Here is a 21,253-nt window from a genome sequence, read left to right as displayed (position 1 = left end):
TAATCTGTTGTTCGCCGCACCATGCGAAATTAGCTTCGCTCCTTTCGCATTGGTTGCGGGCAGTCGCCAACTATAAGCAAGCTTATGATTGGCTCGTTGCCTGCGCAAAGAATCGGACAGGCGATCCCGTGTCCGCTCCGATGCGTACAACATGATGTAACAATTGTCGGTACTGGGTTAGCTATCTAGCCGTTTTGAACATTATAGACGGCTTCTTTGGGAATCAGGCTGAAATCCGAGGCGGTCAGGAGGGCGATGGCTTTTTCCTGATCATCGGCTTTTAAAATAATCAGGGGCGCACCCTGGTTATTGGGCATGACGAAGGAATAGACGTATTCAATGTTGACGTCATTATCCGAAAGCAGGGCAAAGACATCATGCAGGCTGCCGACCTTGTCGGAGGGGTCAATGGCCAACACATAGCTTTGTTTAACGACGTGACCAGCTTTTTTCAGCGCCTCGGCACCCACTTCGGGTTTATCCACGACGATCCGTAAAATGCCGAATTCAGCGCTGTCAAAAACGGAAATAGCGCGAATATCCACCTGGGCATCTTTCAAGACTTTGGTGATCTTGCTGAGATGGCCTTTTTTATTTTCAATAAAGACCGACAATTGATTAATAAGCATGGTGTTCCTCCTATTGATTTTCTGATCGCAGATCGATGACGCGTTTGGCTTTTCCTTCAGAGCGAACCAGACTTTTTGGTTCGACCAGATGAATGCCGGCGTGAATGCCGAGGATGGTGTGGAGCTTGGACTCGATTTCTTTGTAAAGTTGATCCAGTAGGGTCACCGAGACCAGCAGATCCTGGTTGACTACTTCCACATCGATTTCGATACGATCTAAGTAGCCTTTTTTCAGCACCCGAATCTGGTAATTTGAGCCGATCCCCTTAATGCCCAGGAGCACCCCTTCAATTTGCGATGGGAAAACATTAACTCCACCGATAATCAGCATGTCATCGGTTCGTCCGGTGATCTTCGCCATTCGAACTGAGGTTCGGCCGCAATCGCAAGGGGTGGTGTCCAGCCGGGTGATATCCTTGGTGCGGTAGCGGATCAGTGGTAGTCCTTCTTTGGTAATCGGGGTGATGACCAATTCCCCCACTGAGCCTTCGGGAAGCACTTCCAGGGTATTGGGATCAATGATTTCAGCAATGAAGTGATCTTCATTAATGTGCATCCCTTTAAAAGCCAGACACTCGCCAGAAACGCCGGGCCCGATAAGCTCGCTCATGCCATAGTTTTCAGTGGCGACGATGCCCCAGGCTTCGTTGAGTTTGGCGCGCATTTCTTCAGTTGAACCTTCGCCGCCAAACAGACCGTATTTCAGAAACAGTTCTTCTTTGGGATCAATCCCCATTTCCTGGGCGGCTTCGGCCAGATGCAGGGCATAGGAGGGGGTTCCGATCAGCACGGTGGATTGGAAATCCTGCATGATCATGATCTGCTTCTGGGTATTTCCGGATGACATCGGGATCACCCCAGCGCCGACCTTTTCCAGCCCCTGCTGTAAGCCAAAGGCTCCGGTAAAGAGTCCGAAACCGAAGGTGATCTGGGCGGTATCTTCATTGGTAACGCCGCCCATGGTGGCAATCCGGGCAATCACTTCCCGCCAGACCTTTAGATCGTTTTTGGTATAACCGACCACGGTTGGTTTGCCGGTAGTGCCGGATGAGGCATGATAACGGACAATTTTATTTTTAGGTACGGCAAAGAGGTTAAAGGGATAGTTTTTCCGAAGATCTTCCTTGGTGGTCAGCGGCAATAGCCGCAAATCTTCCAGGGTTCGGATATCCACCGGTTTAACCCCGGCGGCTTTAAACTTTTCATGATAATAAGGCACGTTTTCATAAACGTGATGCAGGGTTTTCTTTAAACGCTTAAACTGGAGTTTTCGGGTTTCTTCCCGGGACATTTTTTCTTTATCAGACCATATTTTCATAAATTCTCCCCTCATCTAAAAGCAGCATGTTGCCAGCATTAATTTATTAGTTAGTTTGTCGGTTTCCAGGAACTTTTCAGTGAGACAATCTGGTTAAAAACCGGGGCGTCCGGTGTTGAATATTTGGGATCGACCGAGAAAAATCCGTTGCGGATAAACTGGAATTTTTCATAGGGGCTCGCCTTCAGCAGTTCCGGCTCAATATAAGCTTTGACAATTTCCAGGGATTTCTGATTGATCCGTTCCAGAAAATTGTCTTTACTAAGGCCGGCATCATCCTCGACCAGATAGTCATAGAGGTGGACTTCAACTTCGCTGGCATGGCTGGCATCTACCCAGTGGATGGTGCCTTTGACCTTACGCTCACAGCCCGCCCCGGATTTGGTGGCTGGGTCGTAGGTGCATTTTAACTCAATGACCTGGCCATCGGCATCTTTGATCACTTCCTGGCAAGTAATGAAATAGGCACCCCGCAGGCGAACCTCATTTCCAGGGAATAGCCGAAAATACTTTTTGGGAGGTATTTCCATAAAATCACTACGATCAATCAGTATTTCCCGACTAAATGGAGTAGAGTAGCTGCCCATCTCGTCATTTTCCTGATTAAGTGGTAGTTCAACCCATTCGGTTTGGTTTTCCGGGTAGTTGGTAATGGTCACCTTCAGAGGATCGACCACGGCCATTAAACGGGGCGCTTTGAGTTTCAGGTCATCCCGGATAAAATGTTCCAGCATCGCGATATCCACGGTGCTGTTGGTTTTGGCGACGCCAATAGCTTCGCAAAATGCCTGAATGGATTCGGGGGTAAAGCCGCGGCGACGCAAGCCAGAGATGGTGGCTAAACGGGGATCATCCCAGCCGTCGACAATTTTCTCATCTACCAGTTGTTTTAAAAAGCGTTTGCCGACAATAGTTTTGGTCAGGTTGAGCTTGGCGAATTCGATTTGTCGGGGCGGTTCGTTCTTAAAATCATCAATGTTCGCCAGCACCCAGTCATAGAAGGGACGGTGATCTTCAAATTCCAGGGTACACAGGGAATGGGTAATCCCTTCGATGGCATCCTCAATCGGATGGGCGTAATCATACATCGGATAAATATACCAGTCTTCGGTGGTGGAATGGTGTTTGGTGTGCAGAATCCGATAGATGGCCGGGTCCCGCATATTCATGTTGGGGCTGCCCATATCGATTTTGGCCCGCAGAATATAAGAGCCTTCCGGCAGTTTTCCGGCCTTCATCTGGGAAAACAGGTTCAGGTTTTCTTCGATAGGGCGGTTGCGGTAGGGACTTTCCTGGCCGGGTTCGGTCAGGGTGCCTCGATAATGGCGCATTTCCTCGGCTGAGAGTTCATCCACGAAGGCCAGGCCTTTGCTGATCAGCTCAACGGCGTACTCGGCCATTTTATCAAAATAGCTGGATGCGAAAAAGAGTCGCTCATCCCATTTGATTCCCAGCCAGCTAAGATCTTCCTTGATCGAATCCACATATTCCATATCTTCTTTAATGGGGTTGGTGTCGTCAAAGCGGAGATTGAATTTTCCATGGTACTGCTTAGCGATGCGATAGTTGAGAAGTGATGCCTTTGCATGACCTATATGTAAATATCCGTTTGGTTCGGGGGGGAAGCGGGTGTGAATGCGATCATTGGTGTAGACTTTGTTGGCAATGTCCTGATCGATTGCATTGGTGATAAAATTCGTCTTTTTTTCCGTGGTCTCCATTAATATCCTCCTGTTTTTCATATTTGCCAATAATACCATAAAGCCGTCTTTATTACAATAAATTGGGTGATGATCGATTTAAATGGGGATTATTTTTTGATGAACAGTCCGTTCTGATAAAAAAGCTCGCCATTGGCATAAATCTCGCCGCCGTCTTTCATGTCGCAGAGCATGTCCCAATGGAGCATCGAATCGTTGATGGGGCCGCATTCCGGGTAGGATTTGCCCAGTGCCACATGAATGGTGCCGCCGATTTTTTCGTCGAAAAGCATGTTGCGGGTGAATTGGGTGATGCCATAGTTGGTGCCAATGGCAAATTCACCAGCATAGTGGGAGCCCTCGTCGGTATTAAGAAGGGCGTGAAGCAAGGCTTCGCCACGTTTGGCACTGGCCTTTACAACCCGGCCGTCTTTAAAGGTCAGGCGGATGTCTTCAATTTCCTGGCCGCTGTAAATACCAGGAAAGGTGAAACGAATGGTTCCGTTTACGCTTTCTTTTACCGGTGCAGTAAAGACCTCACCGCTGGGGAAATTATGGTGGCCGTCGGAATTGATCCAGATCCGGTTTTCGGTGCTGAGGGTCAGATCGGTATCTTTGGCAATCACATGGAAGTCTGTTTTCTGATTTAAATAGGCAACCATGGCCGCTTGTTCATCACGGATTTTCTGCCAGGACGCAGTGGGGTTATCAGTATTCAGGAGACAGGCGTCAAAAACGAATTCTTCATAGTCGGATAGCGACATGTTGGCTTCCTGGGCGCCACTTTCAGTGGGGTAGAGACACAGCGTCCAATCCATTTTACCCCGGGCTACCCGGTCATTGTAAATTTTCGTGACTGGTGCGCTGGAACGGCGTTGCAGCGCAATGCGGTCGCTGGAAACCGCCGCCAGCGACTTCAGGTTATGATCCCCCAGAATGTTTAAAATCTTATCAGCTTTGGCATAGACGGCCATCATCATGGGGGCATTAAACTTCAGTTGGTCATCATTGCCTTCCATTAAAAGAATTTCTGAAAGGCCTTCCGGGTTGAGGATCACGGTGGGGTGAGCGCCGGCTTTTAATACCTCCCGGTAGCACTCTTTAATCAGGGGCATGGCTAAATCGGAGCCCCGGATCACAACCCACTCGTCTTGCTTAACGTAGAGGGAATAATTAACCAGGGTTTGGGCATATTTTATCAGTCGTTGATCTCTCATGATTTATCTCCTTATAATTGAAATAGTATTATTAAATATATCCGAAAAAAGAATTTAACTCAATAAAAAATTAAAAAAACAGGTGACAAATGTAAACGAACATTGTATAATGACCATAGTATAGTTAATGATTACAAGTTCATAAATGGTAAAAAATGTTCAGACAAAATTGTCCATGCTCCATTTAAAAAAGAATAATCAGATCCTGTACATTAAAATTAAGTGGAGGTAACTCATGGAAGACAGAACTTTAATTTGTCAAGATTGTGGCGAAGAATTTGTATTTACAGTAGGTGAACAAGAATTCTACCAGGAAAAAGGTTTTGACAATGAACCAAAAAGATGTCGTGAATGTCGAACAAAAAGAAAACAAACTAGAAGACCAAGAAACAGCAACTTCTAGGAAGTTCTAAAAAAAACAATTAAGATCCCTTTTAGGGATCTTTTTTTCTTGCCGAGCCGCTCAACCCAGGTATGGCAAGAATCATATAAATAAGTTGATGTGATCGATTGAACCCGTAAGAAAAATTCCCATTGAAACGGAAAGAAAGATAAACAAATGATAGACAAGGCTTATGTTTATATCGTAAAATGTAGTGATAATACCCTCTATACCGGATGGACCACCAATGTCGAAGCTCGGATCAAGGTTCATAATTCGGGGATCGGGGCAAAATATACCCGCGGCCGCTTACCAGTGACACTGGTTTATTGGGAAACTCTTGATACCCGGTCAGAAGCCCTTAGCCGGGAAGCGGTCATTAAAAAAATGTCCAAAGGGCAAAAAATAAAGTTGATTGAGAGCCATGAATCCCAAGATCAATAAAGGAGTTTTGATATGAATCGGTTTGTCAATGAATTTCCGGTATACGAAACCCTGGCTAATGGAAATGCCATTATTATTATTTATGATCTGTTTATCATGTTGCTTTTTTTGTTTGAGTTATTTTTATTTTATAATAAAGAACGAATTGCAGAGGAAGTAAAGCAAAATCAAACAAAAAAGATTAAACCGTTCCGACGTTTTCTGGTAAAATTGATTGTCAATTATGAGTATCAGGGGATTATAATGGTGACTGGGGTGTTGCTGGTTATTTCGCTGGTGGTAGTGTCCAGCCATCATCGGATCTTAGTCAGCGAATTGATGGGAATTTTAGGAAGCTTTGGCGTTTTTATTATCATTGTATTTCTGGTTCAGCATCTTTTTATGAAGATCGATCAGTTTCAGGATATCGTTGTCTCACGTTTTGTGGATCTGATCTTTTATCTGGTGCTGGGTCATTACTTTGTCCTGTTTGCGAATTTTATTTCGCCGCCGAGTCTGCCACTGGGTCTGATCGGACTTTCCTTTGCCTTGATTCTCTGTTTTTCGGTGATGATCCGGGCCATTGCCAATCCCAGCATTATCCGGAGTTCGGTTTCAAAGCGGCGAAAATATCATGAAACTGCCAGTATCTTAAAGGGCATGCTGGTACTGGTTGTCAGTGAAATGAGTATCCTCTATCTGATGGTCTATAATTGTTTTAAGATTAATCCAAATTTTTATGTGGCCAATTCAGACCGGGCCCTGGACGCCTTTGATATGCTCTATTATATGGTGATCTCTTTTGCTACCATTGGTTATGGGGATATCCACCCGGTCCGCTTGAATGGGATCATCTACGGCGAACTGGTGGCCATGGTGATCGGTTTAGCCAGTATGTTTAGTACTGCCTGCTTTGTCGGCGCGGTGGTCGCCGGGGCGGCGCAGATGAGCTGGAATCAGAGCCTGGAAAGTGGAAATCAGGATAATTCGACGGATCAGGAAGAACATAATGAACGGAAAAGCATGATCACCGTGGTTCGGGAAAAGTTAAAGAATAAAGAGCTGTAAAGCTCACAGCACGATCGAAATGATAACTACAAAAATAAAGAAAGGTATTAATAATGAAATTTTATCTTGCATTATGGTTTGCAAAATTAATGGGGATTGCCATTAATCTTGTCAGTAAGGATCGGGGAACCAACCTGCCAGGCGAAAAAGCGTTGACAATCGACCCTGATTTTGTAAAACATTTTAAAAATATTGATTACTCGAAGGTTATTTTCATTACCGGAACCAATGGGAAATCCTCGACAACTAACCTGGTTACCCACATTTTAAAAGAAAATGGAAAAAAGATTGTCTCGAATCTGGAGGGCGCCAATTTATTGGGCGGAATTGCCACGATTTTGGCCAAAGAAGCCAGTTTGTCGGGGAAACTCAAGGCAGACTATTATGTTTTTGAAACCGATGAGCGCTATCTGCCCTTGATTTATGCGCAACTGCCAGCTGAAAACATGCTGATCACCAATCTACAAAAAGACCAGGTCCAGAGAAATGGGGATCCGGATTTTATCATCCGTAAATTAAAAGAGGTTGTGAATCCCAAGATGACACTGATCCTCAATAACGAAGAACCGCGATCCCGATTTTTCGAGGAAATCGCCCGTCGCTCCATTTATTATGGGGTTTCCCGTCACGATGAATCATTCACTAAGGGGGCGGATTACCCAACCCAGGCTTGTCCGAAATGTCATCATGATATGAGTTTTGACTATTACAATGTTGACAGCATCGGTGCTTTTCATTGTGACTTTTGTGGTTTCGCTAGTAAAAGCACACCGGACTATCTGGTCACTGATCTGAATTTTGCAAAACAATCCTTTAAGTTGAAGAATGTGGACTTTCATATGCCTTATGATCTGCCCTTTATGTTTTATAATTATGCCGGTTCTCTGGCTGTTTGTGAAGAAATTTGTGGGATTGCTCCGGCCGCTGCGGCCAAGGCTTTTGAAAGTTTTAAAAACATCGGTGGCCGCTTTGAGGTATTGACCTATAAGAATAAAACCATAAAATACATGCGGATTAAACAGGAAAATCCCGATACCCTCCAGAGTGCTTTAAATATCATGGCTTCGGATCAGAGTGAAAAAATGGTCGCCCTGGGTTTGTATGTGGTCAATGATTTCGTACCCCATTACATCAATACTTTTTATGCCTTTGATTGTGATTTCAAACCGGTAGTTGATTCAAATGTGGAGCGATACCTGTGTTTCTCCGAGCACGTTTCTTATGATACCGCCAATCGGCTTATCTATGATGGGGTTTCAAAAGAAGCGATTACGATCATGGATAGTGACGATATTAACGAAATATTTGCCGAAATTGACAAGGCCGAAACCGATAATATTTATTTGATTACCTGGCTTTCTACCTTTGAAAAGATGAAAAAATTCATTGAAGGAGGACAGAATTAATGGAACAGACGATAAAAGTCGGCTGGCTTTTTAATAATATGTTTAACCTTCATGGGGATCGGGGCAATCTGTTGGCCATCCGAGCCGAAGGGCAACGTCGGGGATACCAAGTCGAAGTAACCCAGATTAATCTGGATACAGCGATCTTTAACCCCATGGATTTTGACTTTTTGTTTTGCCCGCCGGGGGAAATTGAGCATTTTGAGGTGGCAGCGATCTATCTTGAACCGCACCGCAAAGAACTGATGGACTATATTGAAACCCGCCCGATGCTGGTTACCGGCACGACGGTGGCTCTTTTCGGCGAAACAATCGAGCGGGATGATCAATCCACGATCAGAGGATTGGGCATTATCGAAATTGAAACCCAGGAAAATCACACTGTTTATGGCGACGATCTTTATTATAGCTGTCAATACAATGGCAAAGAAATGGAAATTGTTGGTAGCCAAATTCAGATGATCGATTTGGACATTAAGGAAGAATCGCCCTTTGGCCGGTTGAAATACGGTTATGGCAATAACGGCGAGACGCGATTTGAAGGCGTCATCAGCGGCAAAGGTATTTTTACCAATACCCTGGGTCCAGTGCTGATTTGTAACCCCTGGCTCACCGAAGAAATCATCAACTTAATCGAATCGAATAAGAACTGGCCGATCTGGGAAGACCATCGGGATAATTTGCTGGAACTGAAATCATTAAAATCCAAGATTGCCCATATTGATAAAAAAGAAATGCGGCTGAAAAAACTCAGCGAACGTTAAGATAAACAGTTGCAAGTAGTTAATTTAGCATTTAATGCAAATGAGAGAAAGAAATTAATCGTGAAAAAGAAAAAAGTAATTATCGGATTGAGCGGTGGCATCGACAGTGCGGCTTCCGCTTATCTGCTAAAAAATGAAGGTTACGAGGTAATTGGCGTAACCTTTAATTTTTTAAATGCCGAAAATACCATTAATGCCGCCAGAAAAGTGGCGGAAAAACTGAAAATTGAGCACCATGTGCTGGCGGCTCAAAGTCAATTTAAGGAAAAAGTCATTGATCCGTTTATAACTGGCTATAAGCAGGGAGAAACACCCAATCCCTGTTTGCTGTGCAATCAGAACATGAAGTTTAAACTGCTTGGTGAATTTGCCGCGGCTAATGATGACGCCATGATTGCCACTGGACATTATGCCGAAGTCCGCAAGTATGAAAATGGCTATCAGCTCTGGTCCAGTCCCAACCCGAATAAGGATCAGTCTTATTTTTTATATCATCTGGATCAGGAACTGCTCGGGCGCTTATTGTTTCCGCTGAATCGTTTTGAATCCAAAGCATCGGTGCGTGAAATAATTCTCGGTATACTGCCGGAGCTTTCCCGGGGTCAAGAAAGCCAGGGAATTTGTTTTATCCCGAAGAAGGGTCACGGTCTGTTCCTTAAGGACGCAGTGTTTGGAAACAACCCCACCGCTCCCGGCAATTTTGTCGATGCTACTGGTAAAATACTGGGCAGACACCCGGGAATTCATCAGTTTACCCTGGGTCAAACCCGTGGCTTGGGGATTAACAGCGATAAACGGCTGGCGGTGGTTGAAGTGAGCCCGGCGACCAATACCGTGGTGCTGGATGAGGAACAGGCTTTATATCAAAATAGCATATTGGTGGATGAGTTGATCGTTCAGTCCCCAAATGGCCTGCCAGAAACAGCTTTCACCTTTAAAACCTGCCGCTGGGGTCACGAATATGAAGGCCGCGTCGAACGACTTTCCCGAACCCGGGCCATCGTTCATAGCCAGGTTCCCGTCCGGGCGCCAGCCCCGGGTCAGGCGCTGGTCTTTTATCAGGGTCGTCAGGTTCTTGGGGGCGGAATCATAAAACGGTTTTAAATTAAGTCTCTTTAGGTTATAATGAGGCCAGTAATTTTTAAGTGAAGAGAAAAAAGACTAAGGAGTTTTATATAGATGGGAAAATTATTTGGTACCGACGGTGTACGCGGAGTATATGAAAAAGAACTGACCCTGGAGCTGGCCTATGGTTTAGGCCAGGCCGGAGCCAGCGTGTTGGGAAGAAACGCTCACCGCCCCAAAATTGTGATTGGTATGGATACCCGGGAATCCGGCAAGGCGCTGGAACAAGCCCTGGCCGAGGGCATTGTGTCCGTCGGCGGTGAGGTGGTGCTGGTTGGAGTCCTGCCAACCCCGGCGATTGCCGTGATCGCCAGAACGCTAAAAGCCGATGCCGGCGTGGTTATTTCAGCCTCCCACAATCCCTATGAATTTAATGGGATCAAATTCTTCAATGGTCAGGGATTTAAACTGGCAGACGCAGTGGAAAATGAAATTGAAACCATCATTCTGGAAAAACAGGAAGTGGTATTAAAAGCCGGCGGCAGTATCAGCCAACTGGAAAAACCGGAAGCCTTTTATCTAGATCATATCAAACGGGCAGTGAAGGGTGATTTTAGCGGGCTCAAGGTAGTGATGGACTGTGCTCATGGGGCATCCTATGCTATTGCGCCGGCGTTCTTCCGCAGCCTCGGTGCCGAGGTCGTGGTCATCGGGGATACCCCCGATGGCAAGAATATCAATGCCGGGTGCGGATCGACCCATTTACAGCCCTTGCAGAGCCGGGTAGTGGATGAAGAAGCCGATATCGGGATTGCCTTTGATGGCGATGCTGATCGTTGTCTGGCCGTGGATAACAGCGGCGAGATCATCGATGGCGATAAGATTATGAACCTGATCGGTGGTGCGATGAAGGCCACTAATACCCTGAAGAAAGATACCGTTGTGGTCACCGTAATGAGTAATATCGGACTGGATATGGCCTTGAATGCGGCCGGGTGCAAAACCATTAAAACCGATGTCGGTGACCGTTATGTTCTTGAGGCGATGATTGCCGGCGATTATAATCTGGGCGGCGAACAGTCTGGCCATTTGATTCTCCTGGATCATAATACCACCGGCGACGGGATGCTTACTGCCCTGATTCTCCTGGAGTTATTGAAACAAGATGGCCGGGATTCTAAGGTCTTAAGTGATTTAATGACAGTTTATCCCCAGATCCTCGTCAATGCCAGAGTCGAAAATACAAAAAAACAGGATTATCTAAAAGATGCTGAGATTCAGAAACGGATCCAGGAAGTTGAAACTCATTTTGCCGGACAGGGACGGGTACTGATTCGGCCTTCAGGAACCGAACCCTTGGTGCGGGTGATGATCGAAGGCAAGGATCAGAACGAATTAACAACCATTGCCAGAGAACTGGCAAGTTTGATCGAACAACGATTGGGCAGTTAAAAATACTGAACTGGCACAAAAGCGTAGTATAAAAAAGTGTTGTTTAGAAATATGAAAAATTAAAACTGTTTTAAGAAATGAGGGCTCTGGTCCTCATTTCTTTGTGTTAAGACCGCTTTTATGATAGAATAATCCAGTATGTATTTGGGTATAAAGAAATTATGGATCAAAACCAAAGACAGCAAAGAAGCGCCAGAACTCAAGTGATGATCCACACAGAAATTGAGTTGACGAGGTCAGGGAGTATCGAAAATTCGGCGGATGCCCTGGAGAATTGCCATGAAAAACTGAAGAGCGATTTTCAGGACAGAGATGGCATAAAAAAGAAAAACAGGTGAAAAAATGTGTGGAATTGTAGGTTATATCGGAAATAAACAGGCTCAGGACGTTTTAATTAACGGTCTTTCCCGATTGGAGTACCGGGGTTATGACTCGGCTGGAATTGCGACCTTGGAGAATGAAGTGATCCGGGTGGAAAAGAAAAAGGGACGGCTTAAAAATCTGGAAGATGTGCTGGCAAAAAACCCCCTTTCTGGCCAGGTCGGGATCGGTCACACTCGCTGGGCAACCCATGGGGTTCCTTCCGATGCCAATGCTCATCCCCATTCCAGTGTCAATAAAGAGATCTCGGTGGTTCATAATGGCATCATCGAAAACTATATGACTTTGAAAGATGAGCTGCAGGCGCTAGGCCATGTCTTTATTTCGGATACCGATACCGAAGTGATCGCCCATCTGCTGAATGAACTTTATACCGGCGATCTGGTTCAAACCATTGAAATCGCCCTGAAACGGATGAAGGGTTCCTATGCCCTGGCCGTGCTTTGTGCCAATGAACCAGATAAAATTGTGGCTGTCCGTAAAGACAGTCCGCTGATTGTCGGGCTGGGCGACGGGGAGAATTTTATTGCTTCGGATATTCCGGCGATTTTAAATTATACCCGGGAAGTTTATCTGCTGGATAACGGCGAAATGGCGGTGCTGACAGCTGACACAATTCAAGTCCTGGACAGTGCTGGCAACAGCATCGAAAAAGAAATCTTTGTCGTCGATTGGGATCCCGGGGATGCCGAAAAAGGTGGCTATGATCATTTTATGATGAAAGAAATGGTAGAACAGCCCAAAGCGATGATGGAAACTTTAATGGGTCGCTGTTGTGACAATGGCGCCTCCTTTACCGGGCTGAAGCTGGATGCAAAGATGATGAAGAACATTAACCGGATTCAGATTGTGGCCTGCGGAACCGCTTATCATGCGGGGATGGTGGGTAAATATTATTTTGAGAAATTTGCCCGAATCAGCGTCGAAACTGAAGCGGCTTCTGAGTATCGCTATAAAAACCCTATCGTTGATGAAAACACGTTGCTGATTGTTATTAGCCAATCCGGCGAAACCGCCGATACCCTGGCCGCAATTCGGTTGGCCAAAGAACGGGGCGCCTGGGTTTTGGCAGTTACCAATGTGGTGGGCAGTTCCATCGCCCGCGAAGCCGATGATGTTATTTATACCAATGCCGGACCGGAAATCGCTGTGGCTTCGACCAAGGCTTATGTCACCCAGGTGGGTTGTATGATGCTGTTGGCCTCATTTTTGGGAAATCTCAACGGGAAAATGGAGAAAGAAGATGCCGCCCGGATTTGTCACGGACTGATGATGACCCCGGGACTCATCGAAAAAGCGCTGGAAACCCAAGACGTGATTAAAGCGTTTGCCGATAAGAACTATAAAATATATGATCTCTTTTACATGGGCAGAGGCGTGGACTTGTATACCAGTATGGAAGGTTCGCTGAAACTCAAGGAGATTTCCTATATTCATTCCGAGGCCTATGCAGCCGGGGAACTGAAGCACGGCCCGATCGCCCTGATCGAAGAGGGCACAATTGTAGTGGCCGTCTGTACGCAGGAAAATGTGTTCGAAAAAATGCTCAGCAATATCAAAGAAGTGAAGGCCAGAGGCGCCCACGTATTGGCAATTGTTCAGGAAGGGCACGAAGATATTGCCTCGGAGGTGGATGAGGTGTGGGTGATTCCGGAGATGGACGATGATATCACCGCCATTCCCACCATCGTTTATCTGCAGCTATTGGCCTATTATCTGGCCGTTGCCAGAGGCTGTGATGTCGATAAGCCCAAAAATCTGGCCAAAAGTGTGACGGTGGAGTAAGTAATCGGGCGTTTTTATCATCTCAGCTCTAGAAATAAACCTTGCATATTTGCCAAATCTAGATTATAATAAAATGTCAAGTGATAAAGTAGCTGTATCTTCTGAGAATTCCCAGTGGATACGGCTTTTTAAATGGATTCGAATAAGTTTATAATAAAAATAGAAAGCAGAAAAACGTGATAAGTAAAAAGTTTAACCAGTACCAACTTAGTGATGAGCTCCTAAAAGCCATCGAAAAACTAAATTTTGAAAACCCTACCAAGGTTCAGGAAGCCGTGATTCCCGTTGCTTTGGAGAAAAAAGATATTCTCTGCAAGGCCCAAACCGGTAGTGGCAAAACTGCCGCCTTTGGCATTCCAATCTGTGAGCTTCTGGACTGGGAAGAAAACAAACCCCAGGCCCTGGTGCTGACCCCGACCCGGGAACTGGCGCTACAGGTTCATGAAGATATTTTTAACATCGGTCGATTTAAGCGCGTGAAGGTGTCAGCGCTTTATGGGAAATCCCCGATTCGCCGGCAGGAAAAAGAGCTGAAACAGAAAACCCATGTGGTGGTCGGAACCCCAGGCCGGGTCATGGATCATATTGAACGGGGAACCTTTATCACCGATGAGATCCGTTATCTGGTCATCGACGAAGCCGATGAGATGTTGAATATGGGTTTTATCGATCAGGTTGAGGAAATCATCAATGAAATGCCAAAAGATCGGGTGACCATGTTGTTTTCCGCAACGCTTGAAAATGAAATTCAGCGCTTGTCGAAAAAATATATGAAGGATCCTCAGATCATTGAGATTGAGGCCGAAGCCAAACGAACCGATGCGATTGAGCAATTTGTTTATAAAACGGGAAATGACGATAAATTGGATGTGTTAAAGGATGTGCTGGTGGTGGAAAACCCCGACAGCTGCATTATTTTCTGCAACACTCAAGAACGGGTCAATGCCATATACAATCTTTTAGGCAAGGATAATAAGGCCTGTGAAAGGATTCACGGCGGGATGGAACAGGATGATCGCACCCTGGTTATGCAGCGGTTTAAAAAGGGCGCCTTCCGCTATCTGATTGCCACCGATGTGGCGGCTCGGGGGATTGATGTACATGAGATTTCGCTGGTCATTAATTTTGATGTACCCTGGGAAAAGGAAACCTATGTCCATCGCATCGGTCGGACGGGTCGTCGGGGTACCAGTGGCAAAGCGATTACCCTGGTTTCGGCAAAAGAAGGCCGCTTATTCCGGGATATTGAGAATTATACCGACAAAGAAATTATTGAAAAAGAATGTCCTACTCTGTCCACGGTTCATTCTCTAAAATCGGCCTTTATGGAAAAGATGCAGGAGAAACCGGAGGAAAAGCTGGACAAAGCCCATGATCTGACCCGGGAAATCACCAAGATTCATATCAATGCCGGCAAAAAAACCAAAATGCGGCCAGTGGATATTGTCGGTACCCTGTGTAATCTGGAGGGTATGACCGCCGCTGATATCGGTGTGATCACCATCCTGGATGTCTCCACCTTTGTGGAAATCCTGAATAACAAAGGACCGCAGGTGTTAAAAGAGCTGCAAACCCGGAACATTAAGGGGCGGCCAAGAAAGGTAACCCTGGCTGAAGATAAGCCGGTTACCGTTGCCCGGAAGAAGCCGATTCGTCGATTTTACTAATTAAATTTAATCTAAGTGCTTAACGTTAAGATGATTATAGTGAGGTGCCCATGGACTATTTAACCGCCATCACCGAGTTTAAACCCAGATCAGCCCAGGAACAGGCCGATCAGCAGACTTTTTTACGATTCATCAAAAATAATCCCGATGTATTGCTGCGGGAAAATAAAATTGCCCATCTGACCAGCTCAGCCTTGATTTTTAATCCCGAACGGGATAAACTGTTAATGATTTACCATAATATTTATCAATCTTGGTCCTGGACCGGGGGGCATGCCGATGGTGAAGCGGATCTGTTGCAGGTGGCGATCCGGGAAGCTAAAGAAGAAACCGGATTAAAACAGGTAACAGCGGCAGTGGACAAAATTATTTCACTGGACATTTTACCGGTTTTTGGTCATGTCAAAAATAATCTTCCGGTTTCGGCTCATTTGCATTTGTCAGTGGCTTATTTACTTTCGGCTTCCGAGGACGAATCATTGACGATAAAGCCGGATGAAAATAGTGGAGTTAAATGGATCGCCATCAATGAACTGGCAAAATATGTCACCGAACCACATATGCAGGTGGTTTATAATAAGATTTTAAATAAGTGTTGATTACTTTTGGTTTGTCGTAATTATTTAGTTGAGATTTAAAAATCACGGAGGGTCTATGTCAATTTCAAAAGCAATTGAATTTTCTGCCAAAGCTCATGAAGGCCATGTCCGGAAGGGCTCTCAAGTTCCCTACATTACTCACCCCTTTGAGGTCGCCAAAATTCTCGGTGAGGCGGTGGATCCGGACAAAAACGAAGCCCTGATCTGTGCCGGATTGCTCCACGATACGGTGGAAGATACGGATACCAGCCTGGAGAGTATTCGCCAGGAATTTGGCGAAGTGGTGGCCGATCTGGTGGCCTCCGATTCTGAAAACAAACTGTTACCCTGGGAAAAACGCAAGCAGAATACCATCGATTTTCTCAAGAGTCGAGCAACTCGGGACATGCAGATGCTGGCCTGTGCCGATAAACTGGCCAACCTGAGAAGTGTCAAAGCAGACTATGCCAGAATCGGTGAAGATGTCTGGGATATTTTTGTCAGAGGTAAGGAAAAACAGGCCTGGTATTACAAAGGCGTTCTGGATGCATTGGCACCCCTGGAGGATTTGGGGATGTATCAGGAACTCAAAATATTGATTAAAGAAATTTTTGACTGAAATTCTGACTGATTTTATTTGATCCTATATCAATGAAGATAAAATATGTTATTTTAAAAAAAGCAGGCTGATTGATTCAGAATGCTTTTTTTTATTTAAAGCCGTATTTTGAAAACACGAATCTAAATATCATCTATTTAACAGAGTGTTAACAATCTCTTTACCTCCTCAAAACCTTTTATGGTTTTTTATTTGATAAGATAACCATGCAAACAACGAAAATAAAGGAAATTTAAAGGAGAAAAAAATGTCAAAAAGTTTAAAAAAAGTTTTAGTATCACTGTTAGTTGGTGCAACGGTGCTGACTCTCGCAGGATGCGGTTCTTCAGGAACAACAACTTCAACATCTAAAGAAGCGATTTCAGGAGAAATTAACGGCGGCGGTTCCACATCGGTACAGAAAATTATCGATGCGGCCGGTTCAGAATTTACCGCATTAAACCCGGAAGCCAAGTTCACCTACAGCGGAACTGGTTCATCTGATGGGATTAAAGGCGCTACAGCTGGTACCTATTCCTTTGGCTGTGCATCCCGAGAATTAAAAACCGAAGAAAAAGGCAGCCTAACTGAACTGATCTTTGCTTATGATGGGATTGCTATTGTTGTCAACCCAGCTAACACCGTAACAAACCTGACCAAAGAACAAATTGGAAAAATCTACATGGGCGAAATTACCAACTGGAGTGAAGTTGGCGGAGCAGATGCACCCATCGTTGTTGTTTCTCGTGAAGATGGTTCTGGAACCCGAAGTGCGGTTGAAGAATTAGTTGGTTTTGCTGAAAAACTGAAAGCCGATGCTACCATCAAAGAAGGTAACGGAAATGTTCAGACAACTGTAGCCGGAAATGCCAATGCTGTTGGTTATGTATCTTTAACCTTTGTCGACAAAACGGTAAAAGCAGTTGATGTTAATAGCGTTAAAGCGTCAGTAGACAATGTTAAGAATAAAAGCTACGCAATTTCAAGACCTTTCCTGGCAATGTATGATAAATCGAAAGTTGACGATGCAACCCTGGCATTTCTTGACTTCCTGATGAGCACCGAGGGACAGGCTATTGTTGAAGAACACGGCGGTATCGCAGTTTAATACAAAAAAACTGAGACTCCTGAAAAGGAGTCTCTCTTCATTAAAATAATCCCATGACAGATGTGACCAGCATGGGTATGAAAAGGAGCGTTTATTTTGCAGGCAATTAAACGTAAGAAACAAAAAGAAACAATAATCGAAGGCTTTTTTTTAATCTGTGCTTTCGTAGCTGTAATCAGCGTTCTGGCGATTACGGTTTTCGTTTTTTACAATGGACTTAAGCCATTTGTATCCAACAGTTATCCGCTTTGGGATTTTTTAACCGGCGTAGAATGGCGACCGGGTTCAAATATGTATGGGATCTTCTATATGATTGTGGGATCCATTTTTGCAACATTCGGTGCAATTCTGATTGGTGTTCCGGTAGCGATTCTCACCGCCGTATATATTTCTGAAATGGCTGGCTCCCGGGTCGGTAAGATGATCCGCTTTGCGGTGGAATTACTGGCGGGGATTCCATCGGTTTTGTATGGGGTTTTTGGTTTGGGAATCATCGTTCCCTATGTACTGAAAATTTCACCCATGGCACAGGGGGAATCTCTGCTGGCGACCATCATGGTGCTGGCCATTATGATTTTACCAACGGTGGTCAGCATTTCCGAAACATCCATCAGTGCGGTACCAAAAGAATATCGGGAAGGTTCCTATGCACTGGGAGCGTCAAAAATACAGACCATCTTCAAGGTTGTTCTGCCAGCGGGCAGATCCGGCATTATGACCGGTGTGATCCTGGGGATTGGCCGGGCTATCGGTGAAACCATGGCCGTCATGCTGGTATGCGGTAACCCCATCGCCGGTATTCCGACCAGTCTGTTTGATCAGATCCGTCCTCTAACCACTAACATTGCCCTGGAAATGGGTTATGCCTCGGGTGTCCATCAGGAACTTTTGTATTCGACCGGGGTGGTGTTATTTATCTTCATTATGATCATTAATCTGGCAGTGAATAAACTGGTTAAGGCAAAGGTAGGCAGTTAGATGGGTAGAAAAGCAAAAGATGTATTAGTCAAAGGTATTATTTATCTGGCCACCGGCATCACCTTAAGTGTATTGCTCTTTATTGTCGGGTTCATTTTTGTTAAAGGGATCGGGTTGGTCAATTGGGATTTTTTAACCCGGGATTACAACGAAAAGGTAGTCTATGCCTTTGTCGAGTCCAACGATGTACCACTAAACATTGACGAAGAAACCTTAAATGGAAAGAATCCCTATGATAAACGGTATGAGACCGCTATAGAAGGCCCCATTTATGTGGAAAATATTGGTGCCGCCATAGCTAAGGTTGCCTATAAAAATCACAGCACCGAGCGGGAGCAGTTCGTCATTACCTATATTGAAAAAGATTCGCCCTTAAAAAGTGCGATAGATTCAACTGGTAAAAGTATCACGATTGGTTGCGATTATATTTTGCAGAGTATCAACGGCAATGATTTTGCCGGGTTGACTCTGGAAGAAGTGGCAACAACCATTGCTGATGAATCCGGGGAACTCAAAATTAAAATAGTTCAGCCTGGCGGTGGGATTAAATCCAATATTATTACCACCCTATATATGGTATTGTTATCCCTTATCGTGGCATTACCCTTGGGGATTTTTGGAGCGATTTACCTGACCGAATATGCCAAGCCCGGCAGATTGGTGAATGCGATCCGCTTTGCCGCCGAGTGTCTGGCCGGCATACCATCGATTATTTTTGGTCTGTTTGGGATGGCTTTCTTTGTAGTCGCTCTAAACTTTCAAATTTCATTGATCTCGGGAAGCCTGACCGTGGCCATCATTCTACTGCCGGTCATCATCAGAAGTACCGAAGAAGCGCTCAAAACAGTGCCGATGGCATTTCGGGAAGGTTCTCTGGCCCTTGGAGCTACCAAGCTTCAAACCATTTTCAAGGTGGTGCTGCCCTGTGCGGTACCGGGTATTGCCACAGCAGTGCTGCTCAGCATCGGCCGGGTAGTCGGGGAGTCGGCGGCGTTACTATTAACCGCCGGAACAGTAGCACAAATTCCCGGGACCCTCTTTTCGCCTGGCAGTACCCTGACGGTACAAGCCTATTATGTGGCCAAAGAAGAAGGTAACATCGAATTGGCCTGTGCTATTGGGATTGTCATAATTGTAATTGTTATTGTACTGAACATCTTGTCCCGGATCACTTCCGACAAGTTGGATGTCTTTAATAAAAAATGAGGAGTAATATGGACGCAAATATAAAGTTTAACACCAAAAACCTGGATTTGTTTTATGGCGATTTTCAAGCTCTTAAATCAATCAATATGGAAATTCGCGAAAAGGAAGTCACTGCTTTCATCGGTCCCTCCGGTTGTGGGAAATCGACCTTTCTGCGCTGTCTCAATCGCATGAATGATCTCATTGATTCGGTAAAAATTAACGGCGAAATCATTTTTGATGGACAAGACATCAACGGGACGATTGATGTGATCAATTTGCGGACCCGGGTCGGGATGGTTTTTCAGAAACCCAATCCTTTTCCGATGAGCATTTATGAAAACATTGCCTATGGCCCGAAATGTCAGGGAATGAAGGATAAAAACCAGTTGGATACCCTGGTTAAAGAAAGCCTGGTGAAGGCGGCACTCTGGGATGAAGTTAAAGATCGGCTGAACAAATCGGCTCTGGGGCTGTCCGGTGGTCAGCAGCAGCGGCTTTGTATCGCCCGGACCATTGCCATGAATCCGGAAGTTATTTTAATGGATGAACCAACCTCGGCCCTAGATCCCATTGCGACAGCAAAGATCGAAGATCTGATGTCCAGCTTGAAAAAAGACTATACCATTATTATAGTCACCCATTCGATGCAACAGGCCGGGAGAATATCTGATAGAACGGCTTTCTTTCTGATGGGTGAGGTGATCGAATTTAATGAAACGCCGATAATTTTCACGAACCCCCTTGATAAAAGGACAGAGGACTATATTACAGGACGTTTCGGTTGATAAGGAGAAAATAAACCATGCGAGTAGAGTTTAATGAAGAACTAAGAATGATCAAAGATGAGATCTTACTGATGTCGGCCATGACCGAGAAAATGCTGTCAGATTCAGTTTTAGCCTTAAAAAGCAAGGACAATGAGTTGGCGCGCTCGGTGATTGACCGGGATGATCTGGTGGATGCCAAAGAAATTGAACTGCAACTGGTTGTCAGTAAAGTAATTGCCACCCAGGGTCCGGTAGCCACTGATCTGCGACGATTGGCTTCAACCTATAAGATTATTACCAATCTGGAACGGATTGCCGATCTGGCAGTGAATATTTCTAAACGGGTGCTGGAATTGTCAGATGTTGTTTATATGAAACGACTGGTTGATATTCCCCGGGCTTGTGAACTGGCCCAAACCTTGCTGAAGCTGTCGATGCAAGCCTTTGTTCACGAAGATATCACCCACCTTAGAGAAGTGGTGGATCTGGAAGACGAGATCGATGCGTTGAATATTCAGATTCATCATGACTGTCTGGCCTATATGATCGATAATACCAAAAATATCCATCAGGGTTCAGTGTTCATTTTTGTCGGCAGTTATCTGGAACGGATTGGCGATCATGCCACTAATATTTTTGAAACAGTCTTCTACATTGTCACTGGTGACTATATTGATTTTAATGATCTGGATGAAGAAACGATTGAACAGACCCTTGAACTACAAAAAAAGATCAATGCCATCGAAAATGAAAATTTGACTGAATAACTTTTTCAAGAA

20 protein-coding genes are annotated in these 21,253 nt (G+C 45.1%); 16 read left to right on the top strand and 4 right to left on the bottom strand.

Translation table 11 applies throughout. The features are described from left to right. Window positions 1-185: 185 nt before the first annotated feature. The 4 genes from Q7J41_RS12555 to Q7J41_RS12540 form a co-directional block, all read right to left on the bottom strand. Window positions 186-629, bottom strand: a complete 444-nt coding sequence (locus tag Q7J41_RS12555; RefSeq protein WP_304888619.1) for an amino acid-binding protein — start codon at window positions 627-629, stop codon at window positions 186-188. A gap of 10 nt (window positions 630-639) precedes the next feature. Then, a complete protein-coding gene (locus Q7J41_RS12550; protein ID WP_304888617.1) occupies window positions 640-1,947 on the bottom strand; it encodes a phenylacetate--CoA ligase family protein in 1,308 nt (435 codons plus the stop codon). 50 nt (window positions 1,948-1,997) lie between these two features. Then, entirely contained in the window at window positions 1,998-3,668 is a 1,671-nt protein-coding gene (locus Q7J41_RS12545; protein ID WP_304888616.1) for a glutamine--tRNA ligase/YqeY domain fusion protein, read from the bottom strand. Between the two features lie 89 nt (window positions 3,669-3,757). Then, the gene (locus Q7J41_RS12540) at window positions 3,758-4,864 is read right to left on the bottom strand and encodes an aminopeptidase (protein ID WP_304888614.1); all 1,107 of its coding nucleotides are present in this window, start codon (window positions 4,862-4,864) and stop codon (window positions 3,758-3,760) included. Window positions 4,865-5,099: 235 nt separating this feature from the next. Here Q7J41_RS12540 and Q7J41_RS12535 point away from each other — a divergent pair, with 235 nt between their 5' ends. The 16 genes from Q7J41_RS12535 to phoU all read left to right on the top strand — a co-directional run bounded on the left by Q7J41_RS12535 (window position 5,100) and on the right by phoU (window position 21,241). Further along, on the top strand, window positions 5,100-5,267 hold the full coding sequence (locus tag Q7J41_RS12535) for a zinc-ribbon domain-containing protein (RefSeq protein WP_041668887.1): 168 nt from the start codon (window positions 5,100-5,102) through the stop codon (window positions 5,265-5,267). A 156-nt stretch (window positions 5,268-5,423) separates the two neighbouring features. Continuing rightward, entirely contained in the window at window positions 5,424-5,690 is a 267-nt protein-coding gene (locus Q7J41_RS12530) for a GIY-YIG nuclease family protein (protein ID WP_304888611.1), read from the top strand. Window positions 5,691-5,702: 12 nt separating this feature from the next. Further along, window positions 5,703-6,737, top strand: a complete 1,035-nt coding sequence (locus Q7J41_RS12525) for a potassium channel family protein (protein ID WP_304888609.1) — start codon at window positions 5,703-5,705, stop codon at window positions 6,735-6,737. Between the two features lie 53 nt (window positions 6,738-6,790). Beyond that, a complete protein-coding gene (locus Q7J41_RS12520; RefSeq protein WP_304888608.1) occupies window positions 6,791-8,143 on the top strand; it encodes a Mur ligase family protein in 1,353 nt (450 codons plus the stop codon). After that, window positions 8,143-8,907: a type 1 glutamine amidotransferase gene (locus Q7J41_RS12515; protein ID WP_304888607.1), complete on the top strand. Its 765-nt coding sequence runs from the start codon at window positions 8,143-8,145 to the stop codon at window positions 8,905-8,907. Before Q7J41_RS12520 ends, Q7J41_RS12515 begins: the two co-directional genes overlap by 1 nt. Before the next feature lie 60 nt (window positions 8,908-8,967). Beyond that, the gene (mnmA, locus tag Q7J41_RS12510; RefSeq protein ID WP_304888605.1) at window positions 8,968-10,011 is read left to right on the top strand and encodes a tRNA 2-thiouridine(34) synthase MnmA; all 1,044 of its coding nucleotides are present in this window, start codon (window positions 8,968-8,970) and stop codon (window positions 10,009-10,011) included. A gap of 75 nt (window positions 10,012-10,086) precedes the next feature. Beyond that, window positions 10,087-11,424 carry a phosphoglucosamine mutase gene (gene glmM / locus Q7J41_RS12505; RefSeq protein ID WP_304888604.1) on the top strand — a complete coding sequence of 446 codons (1,338 nt, stop codon included), beginning with the start codon at window positions 10,087-10,089 and terminating at the stop codon, window positions 11,422-11,424. A gap of 342 nt (window positions 11,425-11,766) precedes the next feature. Beyond that, window positions 11,767-13,590 carry a glutamine--fructose-6-phosphate transaminase (isomerizing) gene (gene glmS / locus Q7J41_RS12500; RefSeq protein WP_304888602.1) on the top strand — a complete coding sequence of 608 codons (1,824 nt, stop codon included), beginning with the start codon at window positions 11,767-11,769 and terminating at the stop codon, window positions 13,588-13,590. Window positions 13,591-13,766: 176 nt separating this feature from the next. Beyond that, window positions 13,767-15,257, top strand: a complete 1,491-nt coding sequence (locus Q7J41_RS12495; RefSeq protein WP_304888600.1) for a DEAD/DEAH box helicase — start codon at window positions 13,767-13,769, stop codon at window positions 15,255-15,257. Window positions 15,258-15,307: 50 nt separating this feature from the next. Beyond that, window positions 15,308-15,856: an NUDIX hydrolase gene (locus Q7J41_RS12490; protein WP_304888598.1), complete on the top strand. Its 549-nt coding sequence runs from the start codon at window positions 15,308-15,310 to the stop codon at window positions 15,854-15,856. A gap of 55 nt (window positions 15,857-15,911) precedes the next feature. Beyond that, the gene (locus tag Q7J41_RS12485; RefSeq protein ID WP_304888596.1) at window positions 15,912-16,454 is read left to right on the top strand and encodes an HD domain-containing protein; all 543 of its coding nucleotides are present in this window, start codon (window positions 15,912-15,914) and stop codon (window positions 16,452-16,454) included. Between the two features lie 247 nt (window positions 16,455-16,701). Next, the gene (locus tag Q7J41_RS12480) at window positions 16,702-17,541 is read left to right on the top strand and encodes a phosphate ABC transporter substrate-binding protein (protein ID WP_304888594.1); all 840 of its coding nucleotides are present in this window, start codon (window positions 16,702-16,704) and stop codon (window positions 17,539-17,541) included. 96 nt (window positions 17,542-17,637) lie between these two features. Beyond that, entirely contained in the window at window positions 17,638-18,519 is an 882-nt protein-coding gene (pstC, locus tag Q7J41_RS12475; RefSeq protein ID WP_304888592.1) for a phosphate ABC transporter permease subunit PstC, read from the top strand. Next, window positions 18,520-19,725 (top strand): phosphate ABC transporter permease PstA, encoded by a 1,206-nt coding sequence (gene pstA, locus Q7J41_RS17810; protein WP_370651016.1) that lies wholly within the window; start codon window positions 18,520-18,522, stop codon window positions 19,723-19,725. 8 nt (window positions 19,726-19,733) lie between these two features. Continuing rightward, the gene (pstB, locus tag Q7J41_RS12465) at window positions 19,734-20,492 is read left to right on the top strand and encodes a phosphate ABC transporter ATP-binding protein PstB (RefSeq protein ID WP_304888590.1); all 759 of its coding nucleotides are present in this window, start codon (window positions 19,734-19,736) and stop codon (window positions 20,490-20,492) included. Window positions 20,493-20,509: 17 nt separating this feature from the next. Beyond that, window positions 20,510-21,241 (top strand): phosphate signaling complex protein PhoU, encoded by a 732-nt coding sequence (gene phoU, locus Q7J41_RS12460; RefSeq protein ID WP_304888589.1) that lies wholly within the window; start codon window positions 20,510-20,512, stop codon window positions 21,239-21,241. The last annotated feature ends 12 nt before the right edge of the window (window positions 21,242-21,253 follow it).

Source organism: Acetobacterium sp. (assembly GCF_030652775.1).
GTDB lineage: Bacteria > Bacillota > Clostridia > Eubacteriales > Eubacteriaceae > Acetobacterium.
The sequence above is the reverse complement of the archived record's forward strand: the minus strand, read 5'-3'. Positions and strand labels throughout refer to the sequence as shown.

Bases quoted from the DNA above. Each gene is read 5' to 3' on its own strand.
- Q7J41_RS12555 (WP_304888619.1), bottom strand. From the start codon at position 629: ATGCTTATTAATCAATTGTCGGTCTTTATTGAAAATAAAAAAGGCCAT.
- Q7J41_RS12550 (WP_304888617.1), bottom strand. From the start codon at position 1,947: ATGAAAATATGGTCTGATAAAGAAAAAATGTCCCGGGAAGAAACCCGA.
- Q7J41_RS12545 (WP_304888616.1), bottom strand. From the start codon at position 3,668: ATGGAGACCACGGAAAAAAAGACGAATTTTATCACCAATGCAATCGAT.
- Q7J41_RS12540 (WP_304888614.1), bottom strand. From the start codon at position 4,864: ATGAGAGATCAACGACTGATAAAATATGCCCAAACCCTGGTTAATTAT.
- Q7J41_RS12535 (WP_041668887.1), top strand. From the start codon at position 5,100: ATGGAAGACAGAACTTTAATTTGTCAAGATTGTGGCGAAGAATTTGTA.
- Q7J41_RS12530 (WP_304888611.1), top strand. From the start codon at position 5,424: ATGATAGACAAGGCTTATGTTTATATCGTAAAATGTAGTGATAATACC.
- Q7J41_RS12525 (WP_304888609.1), top strand. From the start codon at position 5,703: ATGAATCGGTTTGTCAATGAATTTCCGGTATACGAAACCCTGGCTAAT.
- Q7J41_RS12520 (WP_304888608.1), top strand. From the start codon at position 6,791: ATGAAATTTTATCTTGCATTATGGTTTGCAAAATTAATGGGGATTGCC.
- Q7J41_RS12515 (WP_304888607.1), top strand. From the start codon at position 8,143: ATGGAACAGACGATAAAAGTCGGCTGGCTTTTTAATAATATGTTTAAC.
- glmM (WP_304888604.1), top strand. From the start codon at position 10,087: ATGGGAAAATTATTTGGTACCGACGGTGTACGCGGAGTATATGAAAAA.
- glmS (WP_304888602.1), top strand. From the start codon at position 11,767: ATGTGTGGAATTGTAGGTTATATCGGAAATAAACAGGCTCAGGACGTT.
- Q7J41_RS12490 (WP_304888598.1), top strand. From the start codon at position 15,308: ATGGACTATTTAACCGCCATCACCGAGTTTAAACCCAGATCAGCCCAG.
- Q7J41_RS12485 (WP_304888596.1), top strand. From the start codon at position 15,912: ATGTCAATTTCAAAAGCAATTGAATTTTCTGCCAAAGCTCATGAAGGC.
- Q7J41_RS12480 (WP_304888594.1), top strand. From the start codon at position 16,702: ATGTCAAAAAGTTTAAAAAAAGTTTTAGTATCACTGTTAGTTGGTGCA.
- pstA (WP_370651016.1), top strand. From the start codon at position 18,520: ATGGGTAGAAAAGCAAAAGATGTATTAGTCAAAGGTATTATTTATCTG.
- pstB (WP_304888590.1), top strand. From the start codon at position 19,734: ATGGACGCAAATATAAAGTTTAACACCAAAAACCTGGATTTGTTTTAT.
- phoU (WP_304888589.1), top strand. From the start codon at position 20,510: ATGCGAGTAGAGTTTAATGAAGAACTAAGAATGATCAAAGATGAGATC.